This window comes from Stenotrophomonas sp. ESTM1D_MKCIP4_1 (assembly GCF_003086895.1).
In the GTDB taxonomy this organism is placed as follows: Bacteria; Pseudomonadota; Gammaproteobacteria; order Xanthomonadales; family Xanthomonadaceae; genus Stenotrophomonas.
This window is the reverse complement of sequence record NZ_CP026004.1, coordinates 524,097-541,248: the sequence shown is the minus strand read 5'-3', so window position 1 is coordinate 541,248 and position 17,152 is coordinate 524,097. Positions and strand designations below refer to the sequence as shown.

Below are 17,152 nucleotides of genomic sequence, written 5' to 3'. Positions count from 1 at the left end.
AAACTTAACACAGCAGCCCCCCGCTGCGGCCTGCTGTGTGAATGCGCGTCAGTGCGGCGACAGCAAACGCTGTTCCATCCAGCCGTTGATGTCCCGCTGCATGTCCGCCGACAGCGTGTGGCCCACCGGGTAGCCACGCAGCTGGTGGGCCACGCCGAGCGCCTGCAGGCGCTGCGCAGCCGCTTCGGCCAGCGCATAGGGAAGCTTGTCATCGGCATGGCCGTGCACCAGCAGACCGTCCAGCCCGGCATCGGCGATATCGGCCGGCACCTGCGGGGCGATCTCCGGCAGGATGCGCCCGCACAGCACACCGAAGGACTTCACCCGCTGTGGTTGAGTGAGGGCAACGCTGGCACTCATGATGCCGCCCTGGCTGAAGCCGGCCAGTACGGTCTGCCGTGCTTCCACGCCCAACCGCTGCTGCTGCCCCGCCAGCCACTCCCCCAGCAGCAGGCGCGACTGTTCGGCCTGGGCCGGGTCGATCACCGGCCCCTGCGCGCCGAAGCGCACAGTGAACCAGCCAAACGCCTGCGGGCCGAACACCAGCGGTGCGCGCGGCAGCAGCACGTGCAGGCGCGGGTCCAGCGCCTGCGCCAGGCCGGCCAGCGACTGCTCGTTGCTGCCCACGCCATGCAGCAGCGCGACCAGTCCCTGGGCCCGGCCCTGCGCAGGCCGTTCCAGCATCGGCAGCACCGCGCTCATGCGGCCACCGCCGCAGCGCTGCCATCGAAGCGGTAGATATCCATCGCCAGCATGCCGGCGTCGATGCCCGCATCGATGCGCTGCGCACCGAACCCGCCCTCGCCGGCTGCGCCCATCGCGAAGTACAGCGGCAGCAGGTGCTCATCGGTGGGATGCGCGCGCTCGGCGAATGGCGCCTGGCGGCGGTAGTCGAACAACGCATCGCGGTCGTCGGCAGACAGGCGCTGTTCCACCCATTCAATGAAGGGGCGCACGTACGGCGCTTCCTTGCCATCCTGGTAATCGCGCCAGTCGTGCAGGTTGTGGGTGATGCTGCCCGAACCGATCAGCAGCACGCCCTGTTCGCGCAGCGGCGCCAGCGCACGGCCCAGCGCGTACTGGTGCTGTGGGCCCAGCATCGGCTGGATGGAGACCGGCACCACCGGGATGTCGGCCTGCGGGCGCAGCAGGCGCAGCGGCACCCACGCGCCGTGGTCGAGGCCACGCTGCGTATCGATGGCCACCGGCAGCCCGGCAGCGGCGATGCGGCCGGCCACGTCTTCGGCCAGCGCCGGGTCGCCCGGGGCCGGGTACTGCAGCTCGAACAGTTCGCGCGGGAAACCGCCGAAATCGTGGATGGTGGGCGGCTGCGGATGGCCGCCAACCAGCGGCTGGCGCGCCAGCCAATGCGCCGAAGCGATGACGATCGCCCGCGGCGTCGGCAGGTCGCGGGCCAGCTCGGCCAGGCGCACGCCGACCTGGCCCGGATGCAGGGCCGTCATCGGCGAACCGTGGGAGATGTACAGCGAAGGCAGGCGGGACATGGAACCTCCAGGAATTCTTTCGGGGGACGATCAGCGCGAACGCAGGCTCCAGCGGCCATCGCCCAGCAGGAACAGCACCACCAGGGCCAGCGCCCAGAAAGCCGGGTATTCCCAGCCGCCGCCGGTATTGGCGAAGCTGAAACCATTGGCGCCGTGCACGGTGACGATGGTGCCCAGCAGCAGCGGCACGCCCAGCAGCCCGATCCAGCGCGCGTACACGCCCAGCAGCAGGGCGGTGGCGATGCCAAGCTCGGCCACGAGGGTGAAGTAGCCCAACGCACCGGGCAGACCCAGCGACCGGAAATACGCCGCAGTGCCGGCCGGGGTGAACACCAGCAGCTTGGTCAGGCCGTGGGCCAGGAACAGGCCGCCCAGTGCCAGCCGCAACAGCGTGGCGGCATAGGGAGCGAGCGGTGACAGCGAGCGGGAGGGGGTGGACATGGCAGGCACCTCGGAAGGAGTGGGCACAGCTTATTGCGCTCGTCGGGGCCGATAAATACGATGATCTGACCGTATTTGTTGCAGAAGGCGAAACAATGGACACCCTGGATGCAATGCGCGTGTTCGTCACGGTGGTCGAACGCAATGGCTTCAGTGCCGCCGCCCAGGTACTGGACATGTCCACGGCCGGGGTGACCCGGCAGGTGGCCGCACTGGAAAAGCGCCTCTCCACCCGCCTGCTCCACCGCACCACACGGCGTGTCAGCCCGACCAGTGCGGGCGCGGCCTACTACGCACAGTGCGTGCGCCTGCTGGCTGAGTTCGACGCGCTGGAAGCGAGCATCGGCGCACAAGCGCTGGAACCATCGGGCACGCTGCGCATCAATGCACCGGTCAGCTGGGGCATCGCCCGCCTGGGCCCGCTGCTGGCCGGCTATCGCCAGCGCTACCCGCAGGTGGAACTGGACATTGCGCTGTCCGACCGTCTGGTGGACATGGTGGAGGAAGGCTACGACGTGGCCATCCGCATCACCCGCGAGCCGAGCCCGGCGCTGATCGCGCGGCGGCTGGGCCAGGCCCGCATCAGCCTGTGCGCCGCACCGTCGTACCTGGCCGCGCGCGGTACACCGCACACCCCGCAGGAACTGGAACAGCACGACTGCCTGGGCTACAGCTACTGGGCCTCGGGCAACCAGTGGCCGCTGCAGGGGCCCGGTGGCGAAACGCGGGTGACGGTGAACAGCATCCTGCAGGCCAACAACGGCGATGTGCTGCGCGAAGCGGCCATCGCGGGCATGGGGGTGGTCCTGCAGCCGGATTTCCTGCTGGAAGATGCCCTCGCCGATGGCCGCCTGGTGCGCGTACTGCCGGAATGGGACGTGCCCATGATCGGCATCTTCGCTGTCTACACCAGCCGCAGCCACCTCGCCCCGAAGGTGCGCAGCTTCATCGATTACCTGATGGATGCGGGGGTGTGACGCCCCGCAGGGGCTGTCACGGTAGAGTCGACTGTCAGTCGACTTCCGCGCGCAGCGCGGATGTTGTGGATTCATGCGAAGAGCAGTCGACTGGCAGTCGACTCTACCGCCTTCATCTGAACGCGTCTTTCTAGGCCACCACCTCATCCAACGAATCGATGATCTGCTCCAGCGGCGCCGGGCGCCCCAGCAGATAGCCCTGCACCTGGTCGCACCCATGCGCGGCCAGCCAGTTCAGCTGGCCCGGGGTTTCCACGCCCTCGGCGATGATCGTCAGCCCCATGCTGTGGCCCAGCGACAGCAGCGCGCGGCAGATCGAGGCATTGCGGGGGTTGGTTTCCACATCGGCCACGAAGCTGCGGTCGATCTTCAGGATGTCCAGCGGCAGGTGCTGCAGGTAGGACATGCTGGAATAGCCGGTACCGAAATCATCCAGCGACACGCTGATGCCCTGCTCGTGCAGGCGCTGCATGGTCTGCATCGCCTGCGCCGGCTTGCGCATCAGGCTGCTTTCGGTCAGTTCCACGTGCAGTGCGCCCCGGGCCAGGCCGAACTCTTTCTGCGCGCGGGTGAATTCGGCCACCAGATCGCTGTTGAAGAACTGCACCGCCGACACGTTCACCGCAATCGACAGTTCGCCCCAGCCCGCGTCCACCAGGCGCCGTTGCGCCTGCGCCGCCGCGCGGATCACCCAGCGCCCCAGCGCCAGGATCAGCCCGGTGTCCTCGCACAGCTGGATGAACTCACTGGGCGGGATGAAGCTGCCATCGGCCTGCGGCCAGCGCAGCAGCGCCTCCAGCGCCGCCGGGCTGCCATCGCTGGCATGGCGGATCGGCTGGAAATACAGCTGGAACTCGTTGTCGATGGCAGCGTGGATGCGCGCGGCCAGGCGCAGGCGATCGGCCAGGCGGGTGGTCACGGCGGTATCGAACCAGGCAATCACGTTGCCTTCGGCGCGCGCGGCATGCGCGGCCTGCGCCGCCATGCCGATCACCTGTTCGGCAGTGTGGCCATCGCCCACCGCATGCACCGCCACGCCGATACGCGGCTCGAACTGGTGCAGCGAATCCTTGCCGCGCATCGGTGCCGACACGATCTGCAGCAGGTCGTCCAAGGCCCGCTGTGCGGTGTGTTCGCCACCAATGGCCAGCACGAAATCTTCCGCCGGCTGGAAGGCCAGCGTGCCGAAGCGCGCTCCCAGCCCGCCCAGGCGCAGCGCCATCGACTGCAGCACGGCATCGCCGATCTCGCGGCCCAGCGTATCGGCCACCAGCTGCAGGCCGCGCAACTGCACGTAGGCGATGGTGTACGCGCTCTCCTGCGCGTCCAGCTGCTCGGTCAGCGCGCGCACGGTCAGCAGGCCGGTATCCGGGTTGTGCCGCGCCCGGTAGGCCAGGTCGCGTTCATAGGCCAGCCGCTCACTGACATCCTCGGCCAGCACCAGGCACGCCGGCTGGCCATCGAAGTCCAACCGGGACAGGTGCGTACGCACTTCAAACACGCTGCCATCCCGGCGCCGGTGCATGCGCACCGTGGCGTCCTGCATCTCGCCCACGCGGGCCCGTGCGATCGCCCCCTTCACCTCGTCCCAGCCTTCGCGCGGGCGGATGTCGAGGATGCTCATCGCCAGGAATTCCTCGCGGCTGTAGCCGTACTGCACCACTGCCGCGTGGTTGACCTCGAGGAAACGCAGGGTGTCCGGGTCGAATACCCAGAACGGTGCCGGGTTGCGGTCGAACAGCAGGCGGAAGCGGCGCTCTGCCTGGCTCATCTGTTCGCGCGCCCGGTAGCGCTCGGTCTGGTCGGTCAACGCGCCGATCATGCGGCGCTGGCGGTCGGCCACTTCCACCCGCTGACCGCGCGCGGCCACCCAGCGCACCTGGCCACCGGGCAGCACCAGGCGGAATTCCTCGTCCAGCACTTCATCACCGGCAAACGCCTGGTTGAACGCACGTTGCAGGCGCTCGCTGTCCTCGTGGTGCACGCGGTGGAAGAACTCGGCCACCGGCATGGCATCGGTCTGCAGGCCGAAGATCTCGCGGGCCAGGGGCGACCAGTGCAGCAGTGCCGCATCCTCGTCCACGTGCCAGGTGCAGACCCGGCCGGCCTGGTGGGCCAGGCCCAGTTCCGCGTGGCCGGTGCGCAGCTCTTCGGCCATCGACTGCTGGCTGCGGGTACTGCGGCGCACCGCGTACAGCAGCACCAGCAGCACGCCGGTGTAGGCCAGCATGATGGCCACCGCCGCGTGCAGGTAAGGCCACCACGGCGCCAGCACGTCCTGGTCGGCCAATCCCACCTGCACCGCCAACGGGCTGCGCTGCAGCGTGCTGATGGTGGAAATGCGCGGCACGCCATCCACCGCACCGGGGATGCTGCCCAGCTCGACCACAGCCGCGCGGCCCAGCAGATCGCGCCCCGGCAGCGTGTAGCGGCGGCCAACCGTGCCCTGCGGGTCGGGGACGCGGGCCAGCATGGCGCCATCCCGGTCGCTGATCGACACCAGCCCATGGCTGCCGACGTCCAGCCCACCCACGATGCGCTGCAGTTCATCGCAGCGCAGCCGCGCCAGCAACCAGCGGTCGCCTTCCATCGGCAGCGCCAGCGGCATCACCCAGCGGCCGTCGATGGCCTGCTGCGGTGGGCCCAGGTACAGCGCACTGCCCTGCCCTCGCCGCTGCGGGTCGCTCCACAGCGGCAACTGCAGATCGCCCTTGCCAGCGGTGAGCGCACGACCATAGGCATCCAGCACGACGATGCTTTCCAGTTCCGCGTGGCGGCCCAGAACGCCGCTGATCGCAGCATCCAGCAGCGCCGGCGCCTGTGCCGGCACGCGCCGGAACAGCTCAGCGGCATCGGCGGCAATGCCACCCATCGCCCGCTCCAGGTTGCGCAGTTCCATTGCCAGCAGCCGCTCGGTGCCCACAGCCATGGCACGGCTCTGCCGCTGCGCAGCTTCCAGCCGCCGCTGGTAGTCGTTGGTCAGCATCACCGCCAGCACCACCGCCAGCAGCACACCCACGGCAACGCCGCCCCAGGTGATGGCGCGCAAGGGCCGGGCCAGAGCGTGCTTCAACGCTGGCATCGGTCGGTGTTCCCTGTGCAGACGACTGGCTTCATGCGCGAACGATTCCTCCACATCCCCGACCAGAGCGGCCGCAGATCGGCATTCTTGACGCCTGGGTCTGTGCGGTGCGCCATCTTCCCCATGGCCGCACCGCTCTCTGGGATGCAGCATGCACCACGTCGGTGACGGCGTGAAGATCGCCGGCCCGTGTTCAGCCAGATCGCGCACAGCGCGGCCCCCTTGGCGGCGCGGTCAGCACACGCGCAGGGGATTAGACTTGGGGTTTTCCCGCCGCAAGAGAAGTTCATGTCCAAGCTGCGTCGTCCCACCCTGGCGCTGGCCATCGTCGCCAGCCTGTCCCTGGCCGCCTGCGATCGCCCCGCCGAACCGGCCGCCGGCACCGCCGCACCGGCCGATGCCACCCCTGCCCCGGCCAAGCCGATGCTGGGCAGCTTCGGCTTCGATGCCAGCGGCATGGACCGCAGCATCGCCGCCGGCGACGACTTCTTCGGCTTCGCCAACGGCACCTGGGTGAAGAACACCGAGATTCCGGCCGACCGCTCGCGCTTTGGCAGCTTCAATGTCATCGCCGAAAAGACCCAGGCCGACACCCGCGCGATCCTGGAAGGCGCGGCCGGCAATGCGCAGGCCAGCGGCGATGACAAGCTCATCGGCGATTACTACGCCGCGTTCATGGACGAGGCCGGCATCGAGAAGCGCGGCCTGGCGCCCGTGCAGCCGCAGCTGGCTGCCATCGGCGGCATCGCCGACAAGGCCGGCCTGGCACGTGCGCTGGGCGGCGACATGCGCGCCGACGTCGATCTGCTCAACGCCACCAATTTCTACACCGACCACCTGTTCGGCCTGTGGGTGTCGGTGGACATGCTGCAGCCGGACCGTACCGCGCCGTACCTGGTGCAGGGCGGGCTGGGCATGCCCGACCGCGATTTCTACCTCGGCGATGGCCGCATGGCCGAACTGCGCAAGCAGTACCAGGCGTACATCGCGCAGGTGCTGCAGCTGGCCGGCGTGGCCGATCCGGCCGGCAAGGCGCAGCGCATCCTCGCGCTGGAAACGAAGATCGCCCAGGCCCACGCCAGCCAGGAAGAAACCAACAACGTGACCCTGGGCGCCAACCCGTGGACGCAGGCGGACTTCAACGCGAAGGCACCGGGCATGGACTGGGCCGCGTTCCTGGACGCAGCCAAGCTGGGCCAGCAGCAGGACTTCATCGTGTGGCAGCCCAAGGCCGTGGCCGGGCTGTCCAGGCTGGTGGCCACCGAACCGCTGGACGTGTGGAAGGATTACCTGGCCTTCCACGCACTCGACCGCGCCGCCGCCTACCTGCCGAAGAAGTTCGCCGACGCCCGCTTCGCCTTCCACGGCACCGCGCTGAGCGGCACCCCGCAGCAGAGCGAGCGCTGGAAGCGTGCGGTGGACGATGCCAACCACGCCGTCGGTGAAGCCATCGGCAAGCGCTATGTGGAAAAGCACTTCGACGCGAAAACCAAGGAACGTGCTGACGAAATGGCGAAGAACATCATCGCCGCCTTCGCCAAGCGCATCGACGCCCTGGCCTGGATGTCGCCGCAGACCAAGGCACACGCCAAGGCCAAGGTGGCCGGCCTGACCGTGGGCATGGGCTACCCGGAAAAGTGGCGCGACTACACCGGCCTGGAGATCCGCCGTGATGATCCGCTGGGCAACGCGCAGCGCGCCGAACGGTTCGAGTACGAGCGCAACATCGCCAAGCTGGGCAAGCCGGTGGACCACAGCGAGTGGGCCATGCTGCCGCAGACCATCAACGCGATGAACGTGCCGCTGGAGAACCGCCTGGTGTTCCCCGCCGCGATCCTGCAGCCGCCGTTCTTCGACGGCGCCGCCGACGACGCGGTGAACTACGGTGCCATCGGTGCGGTGATCGGCCACGAGATCAGCCACGGCTTCGACAATGCCGGCGCGCTGTTCGATGAAACCGGCAAGCTGCACAACTGGTGGACGGCTGAAGACCTCAAGCAGTTCAACGCTGCCGGCGACGCACTGGCCGCGCAGTTCAGCAGCTACGAGCCGTTCCCCGGCGTGCACGTCAACGGCAAGCTGACCCTGGGCGAGAACATCGCCGACGTGGCCGGCCTGGGCACCGCCTACGATGCCTACCAGCTGTCGCTGCAGGGCAAGCCGGGCCAGACCCTGGAAGGCTTCACCCCCGACCAGCGTTTCTTCCTCGGCTTCGCACAGGCGTGGCGCAGCAAGAGCCGCGAGCAGGCACTGCGCAATGGCCTGCTGACCGACGTGCATGCACCGGGCCAGTACCGTGCACTGACCGTGCGCAACATCGATGCCTGGTACCCGGCGTTTGAAGTGAAGGAAGGCCAGAAGCTGTACCTGGCCCCGGACAAGCGGGTCAAGGTGTGGTGATGTGATGGAAACGGGCGCCGCGAGGCGCCCGTTTTGGTGGATGCCACGGCGTAGCCTGCTCCGGTAGAGGCCAACCTTGGTTGGCGCTTTTACGGCACCGTGAAATGCGTGCCAACCAAGGTTGGCACCTACCGGAGCATTTCGGGCCACTCGCGCAACACGTCCACCGGAACCCCCACGCGTGCGCAGGCGCGCGTGGCCAGGCCATCGGGCAGCGCGCGGCGGAACAACGGTGCCATGCCCTGCATCAACCGCGCCGACGCTGCCGCCTGCGTGCGCTGGCCCGCGGTACGTTCCAGCATCGCCTCGGCCCAGTCGGGCAGCAGTGCGGCACCCGCGCCCAGGAACACCGCGCGCGACAGCCCAGGAATGGGCACCGGCAGGTTGACCGCCGAAAGCACCTCCAGCACTTCGCGCGACCGCGCATCGGCCAGCAGCTCCGGTTGCCGTGCGCAGAAGTAGGCGGCCACCTCCGCCTCGCTGCGCGGCACATCCACCGCGCCCAGAGCCTCGGCCACGCAGCGGTACTCGTCGTAGTAGCGGTCGGCAATCGCTTCCGGCACCTCGCGGCCATAGCGGCGGTACCCCTGCAGGAAACCGAAGGCCTCGGTCACATGCACCCACGTCAGCAGCTGGGGATCATCAGCGGCATAGGCTTCGCCTTGCGCGGTACGACCGCGGATCTGCGCATGGATGCGGCGCACCTTGCTCACCAGTTTTTCCACTTCCGCAGCGGGCGCATAGCTGGTGCCGGCCACGAACGCGGTGGTCCGGCGCAGGCGCCCGACCAGGTCCTGGCGGAAGTTGGAGTGGTCGTACACCCCGGCCAGCGCGCGCGGGTGCAGGGTCTGCAGCATCAGCGCGCACAGGCCTCCAGCCAGCATCGAGGGAAGCTCGGCGTGCATGCGCCAGGTCACGCTGTCCGGTCCGAACCAGCCTGGGTCGCCCAGCGGATGGTCATAATCGATGCCGCTCTGGCCGCGCGGGAAGGCGTCGAGCACCCAGCGCCGGATGGGCGCGGTGACGGGGCGGGAAAGACGGTGCAGCAGCAGCGACATCTCAGGTCCAATCGGTGGCGGAAACGGCCGCGATCTGCGCGGTCCACCTCGATTCTGGGCGATCCCGCCCGGCACGGCGAGCCTGGAGGCTCAGCCAGGGTTTCATGTGCAGCCGCAGCACATTTCACCCTGCGACATCTTGTCGCAGGCCTTGGGCGCGATGCTGCAACGCACCAAACTTCACCTGTTCATACAAAACCCTTGCCGCCGTAGGCATTGCGCCCATTGCACCGCCCGCTGGAAGTGCTAGAACTGAACCCGCCACACCGTCCAATGCTGATCGACGCACGTTCCACAAGGGAGCCAGCCATGATTGCTTTGTTCAAGGGTTTGGGACTACTGCTTCGCGACAACGAGCTCTACCACAGCCCGTTCGACAAACAGGTCGCGCACTGGCGCAACCTCAGCGAGCAGCAGATCCGCGATGAAGTGGCGGTGCTGGCCCAAGCCAAGTGCCAATGGCTGATCGCCTCGATCATCGGCTGGCAGGCAGCCTCACTGCTCATTCTTGGCCTGATCGCCAACTACCTCTGGCGCGACGATTACCACATCACCTTCACCCGCGTGGTCGTGGTGTTCGGCTCGTGGGTGTCGATCCTCTTCGTAATCTGGTTCATGGCCAACATGTTCGACCAGCAGGCCGGTTTCGAGCGCTGGATGAAAGCGTTCAACAGCCGCGCCCGCATCACCTCCAAGGCCGACAGCGTTGAATGCGTGGCCGAGGCGCTGGATCTGGCCGAGCACTACCCGGAGGTGCTGGACTACAAGCAGGCCGTTACCTCCAAGCGCGAACTGCGCCACGAGGACATCCGCATCATGACCGAGATCGGCCGCATGCGGCAGCACTCGGAACTGGTCGGGCGCCTCAACCATGTCGGCGAAACCGAACACCACCACGATCTGACCTTGCAGCCCGCCTACTGATGCGGGCCCGCTGATCCAGGGAAGTGGGGGGATCCACAATGCCACCGTGCACGGTCACGGTGGCATTGTTCTTTCTACATGCCGCGGAACAGGCTCATGAAGGGCTGGCTGACCACCAGTGTCTCCGGCCGCTGGCGCAGGCGCAGCACGCCGCGGCCGGTGTCGTCACGGCTGACCGCCGCCACCGCCTTCATGTTGACGATGGTCGAACGATGCACCTGGCGGAAGTGCTGCGGGTCGAGCACTTCCAGCAGCTCGCGCAGCGGCGTGCGCAGCAGGCTCTCGCCCGCACCGGTGACCACGGTGGTGTACTTGTTGTCGGCGCGGAAGTAGACCACGTCCTCAAGCATGATCAACTGCGTATCGCGACCATTGCTGGCGGTGATCCAGGCCAGCGGCGGGCGCTCGGCGGCGCCCGATGAGGGCCCCAGGCGCTGCAGCAGGCGTTCCAGCACCGCATCATCCTGGCGCGCAGTGGGCAGCCGCGAAAGAAGGCGCTCGCGCGTGGCCAGCAGGCGCTCATCGCTGACCGGCTTCAACAGGTAATCCATCGCCCCCTGCTCGAACGCATCGATGGCGTACTGGTCATAGGCGGTGACGAACACCACCTGCGTGCGAGGGCTCAGCTCGGACAGCGCGCGCGCCACCTCGATACCGCTGATGCCGGGCATGCGGATATCCAGGAAGGCGATGTCCGGCTGCTTCTCGGCCAGCTGTTCCAGTGCGCTGGCACCATCCTCGCACTCGGCCACCAGCTTCAGTTCCGGCCACAACCGGCCCAGCTGTTCCACCAGCGACTGCCGCAGCAGTTCCTCGTCTTCGGCAATCAGGGCTTCAAGCGGCATGGCTGCGCTCCTTGGCGGGCTGCGGCAGGGTCATGGTGGCGGCCACGCCGCTGGGGAAATTGGCGACGATGGCCACGCCGGCCTGCTCGCCGCAGGTCAGGCGCAGACGCTCGCGCAGGTTCTTCAGGCCGATGCCGGTACCGCTGGTGCCCTGGCCGAAGCCCAGGCCGTCGTCGGCCACGGTCACCGTCACGTGGTCATCGAAACCACGCGCTAGGATCCAGATCGTGCCGCCGCCGGGCTTGGGTTCCAGGCCGTGCTTGATCGCGTTTTCAACCAGCGTCTGCAATGCCATCGCCGGCAGGTGCACGCCGTGCAGTTCGTTGGGCACCTGCACCTCCACCGCCAGCCGCGCGCCCATGCGGATACGCAGGATTTCCAGGTAGGCGCGGGTGCGCTCCAGTTCCACGCCCAGCGTGGATACCGATTCATCCACCTGCGGCAGCGAACTGCGCAGGTACTGGATCAGGTGGCCGAGCATCTGTTCGGCACGGCCCGGATCGGTGCGGGTAAGCACCTGCGCGTTGGCCAAGGTGTTGTAGAGGAAGTGCGGTTCCACCTGCGCATGCAGCAGGTTGAGGCGGGCCACCGACAGTTCCTTTTCCACCTGGGTCTGTTCGGCGGCGGCCTGCTCGTCGCGGCGCTGGTCGGCCACGCGCCGGGTGATCGCGCGGGTGACCGCCTCGGCATTCTCGAAGTTGCTGCCCTCGTCCAGCGCCAGCAGATCGGCCCACCAGCCGGCGTCAGGCTCGAACAACAGGGTGACGGTACTGGTGCCCTGTCCCGGGGTGACCGTGGCCTGCACGCTGTTGCGCTTGATGGCCAGCCGTGCCGGCAGGTTCCAGCGCGACGGCTGGCGGCCATTCCAGGGGTCGACGCGGCGCACATAGGCGCGCACCTGCAGGCTGCCAGCGGCGCTCTCCACGTCTTCCACGCGCGGCAGTTCGGCCACGGCGGCCTCTACCAGCGCGAAGGCCGGGCCGGCATCCAGCGGCACCTCGATCTGGCGCCGCTGGTGCCCGGACAGGGTACTGCCGTCCAGGCGTCCGGCAATCAGCCACACCCGGCGCACGTGGGTGATGGCACTGCCCAGCGCGCTGATCATCAGGAACATCGCCAGCAGGCCGAAGATCCAGCCGGGGCCGTCATTCATGCCGCTGAAGATGCCGCTCCAGACCATGCCGGCCACCAGCAGTGCCACGGCCCAGGCCAACAGGTGACGGAAGATGAGAGTGAGACTGGCGATCACGACGGCGCCTTGGAGGAAGGGGGTGAGCCGAGCATAGGCCGGCCCACCAGGCTGACAAGCGCCCTGCGACGAAGCGCCGGAAAGCGGGGATGGAAGCCGATCTGATCGTATCGGCTGGTCCCGGTAGTGCCGGCCGCTGGCCGGCACCACACCGGTTCCTCTTACCTGCGCTGGTCGGCGCTGCTGTCACGCACGGCGCGGAACGACTCGTCGGTGCTCCAGTTCGGCCAGCGGCGCGAATTGGCCAGCTGGCTGCCCAGCGTGTAGAGCACTTCCAGGTCGCGGGCGGCACCGGCAAACACCCAGTCCGGCTGCCATTCGTCACCCTGCTGGTGGTAGCGCTTGGCGGTGTAATCGGCCGAAGCCTTCTTGCCAGCGGCAACCCCACCGTCCACCCAGTCCTCACCGGCCGACCAGGACAGCGCCGGCACGCCGCGCTTGGCGAACGAGAAGTGATCGGAACGGAAGAACAGGCCGGCTTCCGGCTTCGGGTCCGGGGTGTAGCGGATGTCCCAGCCCTTGGCCACGTCCTTCAGCTGGTCCAGCAGCTCGAAGCGCGCCGTGCCGTAGATGCCGAAGTCGCGCGAGGGCCCGAACGGCGCCATGCCGTCCATGTTGATCGCGGCTACCGTGGTTTCCAGCGGGTACAGCGGATGGGTGGCGTAGTACTCCGAACCCAGCAGGCCCTTCTCCTCCGCGGTGACCGCCAGGAACAGCAGCGAGCGCTGCGGGCGCGGCCCCTTGGCAAAGCCGCGCGCCAGTTCGATCAGCGAAGCGGTGCCACTGGCGTTGTCCAGCGCGCCGTTGAAGATGCGGTCACCACGTGCATCCGGCTCGCCCACGCCGATGTGGTCCCAGTGCGCGCTGTAGATGATGGTCTCGTTCGGGTGGCTGCTGCCTTCCAGGCGCGCGGCCACGTTGTGCGAGGTGATCACTTCGGTCTTCACCGCGTACTTCGCATCCAGGCTGGCACCGGTCAGCGGTACCGGGGTGAAGTCGCGCTGCTGCGCCTTCTTCTTCAGCGCCTCGAAGTCCTGCCCGGCCGAGCGGAACAGCTCCACGGCCAGGTCGCGCTGGATCCAGCCTTCCAGCAACGGATGGGTTTCGCCCGGGTTGTCACGCACCACGTCGAACATGGTGTTGGTGTTGGAACCGGCCACGGTGGCCCAGCCGTAGGACGCCGGTGCGGTCTCGTGCACGATCAGCACACCCAGCGCGCCCTGGCGTGCGCCTTCCTCGTACTTGTACGGCCAGCGCCCGTACCAGGTCATGCCCTTGCCATCGAAATCGCCCTTGCCGGTTTCAAAATCGGGGTCGTTGATCAGCACCACCGCGATCTTGCCCTTCAGGTCCACGCCCTTGAAGTCGTCCCAGTTGCGCTCCGGCGCCTTCACGCCGTAGCCGAGGAAGACCAGCGGCGCCTTGCTGATATCGACCTCGGTAGCGCCGTTCATCGCCGCGCGTACGGCGATCTGCTTGCCCTGGTCGAGGGTAAGGGTCTTGCCGCCCTGATGCAGGGCCAGCTGCGGCGTGCCGACGATGTCGCCCTTGCGCAGCGGAACGGCCTGGGTCCACAGGCGCTTGCCGTCCTTCAGGTCACCGCCCGGCTGCAGGCCGGCGGCGGCAAACTGCTTGCTGAGGTAGGCAATGGTCTTTTCTTCACCCGCGGTGGCCGGCGAACGGCCCTCGTAGGCGTCAGAGGCCAGCTCCTTGACGTCGGCGGAGATCCGCGCGCCATCGAATTTCGGCGTGGCCGCCATCAGTGCGCTCGACACCGACAGGGCCAGCATGCCCAGTACCGCTCGTTTCATTGCTCTCTCCAGCAGGAAAATCCTTCCGGAGTGTAATGGGAATCGACAGGCCCGCGCCCTGTCCTGGGACCGGGGTCAGAGCCCTTTCCCGTCGGGAAAGGGCTCTGACCCCGTTCGATGGGCGCGCGACAGCAGCAACGCCCGCTCCCGTGCATTGCCGGTCAATGCCGCCGCCGCGGCAAACGCATCCCGCGCATCACGTTCCCGCCCCAACTGCAGCAGCAGCTCGCCGCGCACCACCTGCAAAGGCGCATAGCCCTGCAGGCGCGCATCCACCAGCAGTGGCTGCAACAACGCCCAGGCGGCGAACGCGCCGTCGCTGCGTGACACCGCGACCACCCGGTTGAGGGCCACCACCGGCGATGGCATCACCTGCAGCAGCCGCGCATAGAGCGCGGCAATGCGTGCCCAGTCAGTGTCTTCCGCGCGGCGCGCCGCCGCATGGCAGGCCGCGATGCGTGCCTGCAGTACATAGGCATCATCACCGCCACCGGCCTGCAGCGCGCGTTCCAGCACTTGCTGGCCACGTTCAATCTGCAACCAGTCCCAGCGCGCACGGTTCTGCACGTCCAGCAGCACCGGCTCGCCCTGAGCATCCACGCGCGCCGCCGCACGCGACGCCTGCAGTTCCATCAACGCCAGCAGGCCCAGCACCGGCGGCGCGGGCAGGCGGTGGGCGAGAATGCGCGCCAGGCGCAGGGCCTCCTCGCACAGTGCCGGCCGCATCCAGTCATCGCCGGCACTGGCCGCATACCCTTCGTTGAACACCAGATAGATCGCTTCCAGCACCGACGCCAGCCGCTCGGGCAGCGCCTCGGTGCGCGGCACTTCGTAGGGAACCTGCTTCTGCACCAGGGTGCGTTTGGCCCGCACGATGCGCTGGGCGATGGTCGGCTCCGGCTGCAGGAAGGCGCGGGCGATCTCGCTGGTGGTCAGCCCGCCCAGCAGGCGCAGGGTCAGCGCCACCCGTGCATCGGCCGGCAGTACCGGGTGGCAGGCCACGAACATCAGCCGCAGCAGGTCATCGCCCAGGTCATCTTCCAGTGCCTGGCTTTCATCCGGCGCAGGCAGTGCCGCCGGGTGCAGCTCCTCACCCCATTGCGCATGCTGCTGCGCCACGCGCTGGTGCTGGCGCAGCACATCAATGGCGCGGTTGCGCGCAGTGGTCATCAGCCAGGCTCCGGGGTTGTCCGGGAAGCCCTGCGCCGGCCAGCGCTCCAGCGCGGCCAGCCAGGTGTCCTGTGCCAGCTCCTCGGCACGGCCGACATCACCGCCGAGCAGCCGCGCCAGGCGCGCGATCAACACCGGCGATTCCATCCGCCAGAGGGTTTCCAGGCGCTGGCTCAGGGCAGGTTCGGTCATGCCCCGATCACAGCACGCAGGCCGTACCCGTACAAGCGCCCCCGCACGGCATCGGCCATCAGCCCGGCTCGCCGTCCATGTGTGCGATTTCCCACAGGTGGCCATCCAGGTCCTGGAAGCTGCGCTGGTACATGAAGCCATAGTCACGCGCAGGCTGCGGTTCACTGCCCCCAGCGGCCACCGCCTTGTCCACCAGCACGTCCACCGCCCTGCGGCTGTCCGCCGACAGGCAGGTGATCACCTCGGTCTGCGCATGCGCATCGGCGATGGCCTTGTTGGTGAACTGCTGGAAGAACGGCTTCACCAGCAACATCACGAAGATGCTTTCGCTGATGATCATGCAGGCGGCATCCTCGTTGGTGTACGCCGGGTTGAAGCTGTAGCCCAGCGCACTGAAGAAGGCCTTGGACTGCTGCAGGTCGAGCACGGGCAGGTTGACGAAGATCATCTGCGGTTGCGGTGCACTCATCGTTGCGTTTCCTCTGCGGGTAACGGGAAAGGGGACGGGATCAGGGCTGCTTCATGCAGTTGACCATCCACGGCTTGCCGTAGCGGTCGATCAGCATGCCCCAGCGATGGGCCCAGAAGGTTTCGGCAATCGGCATCTGCACCTGGCCGCCCTCGGCCAGTGCAGCAAACACGCGCTCGGCCTCTTCGATACTGTCCACATCCACGTTGATGGTGGTCGAACCGCCCTCGCCACCGCCGGGGCCATCGGCTGCCATCAGGATGGCGCCACCGATTTCCAGTTGGCTGTGAGCCACATGATCGAGGGTTTCGGCCGGCATTTCATTGCAGCCCGGCGAGCCATCGGACGGGGGCATGTCGCGGTACTTCATTTCCGAGGTGACCTGGCCACCAAGGGCCTTGGCGTAGAAGGCCATCGCATCATGGGCCTGGCCGCTGAAGCCAAGGAAGGGAATGAGTTTCATGGCGGTACTCCGTTGGGTGGTTGCGCCGGGTCATGCCGGCGGATCATTCGGGGGGTCGCGGTGTGGGTCCGGTCAGTTTTCGAGCTGGTCCCGCAGACGCTGTTCCTGCTGCTGTAATTCGGGAGTGAAGGCCTCGCCGAAATCTTCGGCGGTGATCAGCGGGCGCAGCTCAAGGGTGCCGCCGGCGCCGAACGGGGCGCGGCTGGCCCACTCGATGGCCTCGTCCAGCGAGCGCACGTTCCACAGCCAGAAGCCGGCGATCTGCTGGTCAGGCGGGCCGAACGGACCGGCCTGCACCTGCGGGGCGGCTGCACCAAAATGAATGCGGCGGCCACGTGCGGTGGCGTGCAGGCCTTCACCGGCGAGCATGATTCCGGCGGCGACGAGCTGTTCGTTGTAGGCGCCCATTTCAGCCAGTCCCTGTTCGCTGGGCATGCGGCCGGCTTCGGAATCGGCGTTGGCTTTGACGATCACCATCACTTTCATGTCGGTCTCCGGTGGGCAGCGTTCTGCGTGCCCTTCATCTGGTACGACGAACCGGGAGGGCGGGAATCGACAGGTTCCGT

General features: G+C 67.7%; 15 protein-coding genes. 3 read left to right on the top strand and 12 right to left on the bottom strand.

All coding sequences use genetic code 11. From position 1 onward, the window contains the following. Window positions 1–48 precede the first annotated feature (48 nt). From C1924_RS02410 to C1924_RS02400, 3 genes are read right to left on the bottom strand one after another with little or no spacing between them, the layout of a single operon-like run. A complete protein-coding gene (locus C1924_RS02410; protein ID WP_108763918.1) occupies window positions 49–702 on the bottom strand; it encodes a phospholipase in 654 nt (217 codons plus the stop codon). Next, window positions 699–1,505 (bottom strand): class III extradiol ring-cleavage dioxygenase, encoded by an 807-nt coding sequence (locus C1924_RS02405; protein ID WP_108763917.1) that lies wholly within the window; start codon window positions 1,503–1,505, stop codon window positions 699–701. Before C1924_RS02405 ends, C1924_RS02410 begins: the two co-directional genes overlap by 4 nt. 30 nt (window positions 1,506–1,535) lie before the next feature. Then, window positions 1,536–1,946, bottom strand: coding sequence for a DoxX family protein (locus tag C1924_RS02400; RefSeq protein ID WP_108763916.1), 411 nt, complete (start codon window positions 1,944–1,946; stop codon window positions 1,536–1,538). Between the two features lie 95 nt (window positions 1,947–2,041). On the opposite strand from C1924_RS02400, the gene C1924_RS02395 reads away from it, so the two are divergent. Beyond that, window positions 2,042–2,923, top strand: coding sequence for a LysR family transcriptional regulator (locus tag C1924_RS02395; protein WP_108763915.1), 882 nt, complete (start codon window positions 2,042–2,044; stop codon window positions 2,921–2,923). Window positions 2,924–3,053: 130 nt separating this feature from the next. On the opposite strand, the gene C1924_RS02390 is transcribed toward C1924_RS02395, so the two are convergent. Then, window positions 3,054–6,005, bottom strand: coding sequence for an EAL domain-containing protein (locus C1924_RS02390; protein ID WP_254051202.1), 2,952 nt, complete (start codon window positions 6,003–6,005; stop codon window positions 3,054–3,056). A gap of 288 nt (window positions 6,006–6,293) precedes the next feature. Between C1924_RS02390 and C1924_RS02385 the strand changes: the two genes are divergently transcribed. Then, a complete protein-coding gene (locus tag C1924_RS02385) occupies window positions 6,294–8,405 on the top strand; it encodes a M13 family metallopeptidase (RefSeq protein WP_108763913.1) in 2,112 nt (703 codons plus the stop codon). Between the two features lie 128 nt (window positions 8,406–8,533). On the opposite strand, the gene C1924_RS02380 is transcribed toward C1924_RS02385, so the two are convergent. Then, window positions 8,534–9,463 carry an oxygenase MpaB family protein gene (locus C1924_RS02380; RefSeq protein ID WP_108763912.1) on the bottom strand — a complete coding sequence of 310 codons (930 nt, stop codon included), beginning with the start codon at window positions 9,461–9,463 and terminating at the stop codon, window positions 8,534–8,536. A gap of 309 nt (window positions 9,464–9,772) precedes the next feature. Between C1924_RS02380 and C1924_RS02375 the strand changes: the two genes are divergently transcribed. Then, a complete protein-coding gene (locus C1924_RS02375; RefSeq protein ID WP_108763911.1) occupies window positions 9,773–10,387 on the top strand; it encodes a hypothetical protein in 615 nt (204 codons plus the stop codon). Window positions 10,388–10,461: 74 nt separating this feature from the next. Here C1924_RS02375 and C1924_RS02370 read toward each other — a convergent pair whose 3' ends face one another. From C1924_RS02370 to C1924_RS02340, 7 genes are all read right to left on the bottom strand, one after another. Next, the gene (locus C1924_RS02370) at window positions 10,462–11,232 is read right to left on the bottom strand and encodes a LytTR family DNA-binding domain-containing protein (protein WP_108763910.1); all 771 of its coding nucleotides are present in this window, start codon (window positions 11,230–11,232) and stop codon (window positions 10,462–10,464) included. Then, window positions 11,222–12,481 (bottom strand): histidine kinase, encoded by a 1,260-nt coding sequence (locus C1924_RS02365; RefSeq protein ID WP_108763909.1) that lies wholly within the window; start codon window positions 12,479–12,481, stop codon window positions 11,222–11,224. The genes C1924_RS02370 and C1924_RS02365 overlap by 11 nt, the downstream gene beginning before the upstream one ends. Window positions 12,482–12,642: 161 nt before the next feature. Then, window positions 12,643–14,292 (bottom strand): M28 family metallopeptidase, encoded by a 1,650-nt coding sequence (locus tag C1924_RS02360; protein WP_108763908.1) that lies wholly within the window; start codon window positions 14,290–14,292, stop codon window positions 12,643–12,645. Window positions 14,293–14,367: 75 nt separating this feature from the next. After that, the gene (locus C1924_RS02355) at window positions 14,368–15,654 is read right to left on the bottom strand and encodes a sigma-70 family RNA polymerase sigma factor (RefSeq protein WP_108763907.1); all 1,287 of its coding nucleotides are present in this window, start codon (window positions 15,652–15,654) and stop codon (window positions 14,368–14,370) included. Window positions 15,655–15,712: 58 nt separating this feature from the next. Then, entirely contained in the window at window positions 15,713–16,123 is a 411-nt protein-coding gene (locus C1924_RS02350) for a VOC family protein (protein ID WP_108763906.1), read from the bottom strand. A 40-nt stretch (window positions 16,124–16,163) separates the two neighbouring features. Further along, window positions 16,164–16,586 carry a VOC family protein gene (locus tag C1924_RS02345; protein WP_108763905.1) on the bottom strand — a complete coding sequence of 141 codons (423 nt, stop codon included), beginning with the start codon at window positions 16,584–16,586 and terminating at the stop codon, window positions 16,164–16,166. A gap of 72 nt (window positions 16,587–16,658) precedes the next feature. Further along, window positions 16,659–17,072 carry a YciI family protein gene (locus tag C1924_RS02340; RefSeq protein WP_108763904.1) on the bottom strand — a complete coding sequence of 138 codons (414 nt, stop codon included), beginning with the start codon at window positions 17,070–17,072 and terminating at the stop codon, window positions 16,659–16,661. Window positions 17,073–17,152 lie beyond the last annotated feature (80 nt).

Excerpts from the sequence above, each read along its gene's own strand:
- C1924_RS02410 (WP_108763918.1), bottom strand. The coding sequence starts at position 702 with ATGAGCGCGGTGCTGCCGATGCTGGAACGGCCTGCGCAGGGCCGGGCC.
- C1924_RS02405 (WP_108763917.1), bottom strand. The coding sequence starts at position 1,505 with ATGTCCCGCCTGCCTTCGCTGTACATCTCCCACGGTTCGCCGATGACG.
- C1924_RS02400 (WP_108763916.1), bottom strand. The coding sequence starts at position 1,946 with ATGTCCACCCCCTCCCGCTCGCTGTCACCGCTCGCTCCCTATGCCGCC.
- C1924_RS02395 (WP_108763915.1), top strand. The coding sequence starts at position 2,042 with ATGGACACCCTGGATGCAATGCGCGTGTTCGTCACGGTGGTCGAACGC.
- C1924_RS02390 (WP_254051202.1), bottom strand. The coding sequence starts at position 6,005 with ATGCCAGCGTTGAAGCACGCTCTGGCCCGGCCCTTGCGCGCCATCACC.
- C1924_RS02385 (WP_108763913.1), top strand. The coding sequence starts at position 6,294 with ATGTCCAAGCTGCGTCGTCCCACCCTGGCGCTGGCCATCGTCGCCAGC.
- C1924_RS02380 (WP_108763912.1), bottom strand. The coding sequence starts at position 9,463 with ATGTCGCTGCTGCTGCACCGTCTTTCCCGCCCCGTCACCGCGCCCATC.
- C1924_RS02375 (WP_108763911.1), top strand. The coding sequence starts at position 9,773 with ATGATTGCTTTGTTCAAGGGTTTGGGACTACTGCTTCGCGACAACGAG.
- C1924_RS02370 (WP_108763910.1), bottom strand. The coding sequence starts at position 11,232 with ATGCCGCTTGAAGCCCTGATTGCCGAAGACGAGGAACTGCTGCGGCAG.
- C1924_RS02360 (WP_108763908.1), bottom strand. The coding sequence starts at position 14,292 with ATGAAACGAGCGGTACTGGGCATGCTGGCCCTGTCGGTGTCGAGCGCA.
- C1924_RS02355 (WP_108763907.1), bottom strand. The coding sequence starts at position 15,654 with ATGACCGAACCTGCCCTGAGCCAGCGCCTGGAAACCCTCTGGCGGATG.
- C1924_RS02350 (WP_108763906.1), bottom strand. The coding sequence starts at position 16,123 with ATGAGTGCACCGCAACCGCAGATGATCTTCGTCAACCTGCCCGTGCTC.
- C1924_RS02345 (WP_108763905.1), bottom strand. The coding sequence starts at position 16,586 with ATGAAACTCATTCCCTTCCTTGGCTTCAGCGGCCAGGCCCATGATGCG.
- C1924_RS02340 (WP_108763904.1), bottom strand. The coding sequence starts at position 17,072 with ATGAAAGTGATGGTGATCGTCAAAGCCAACGCCGATTCCGAAGCCGGC.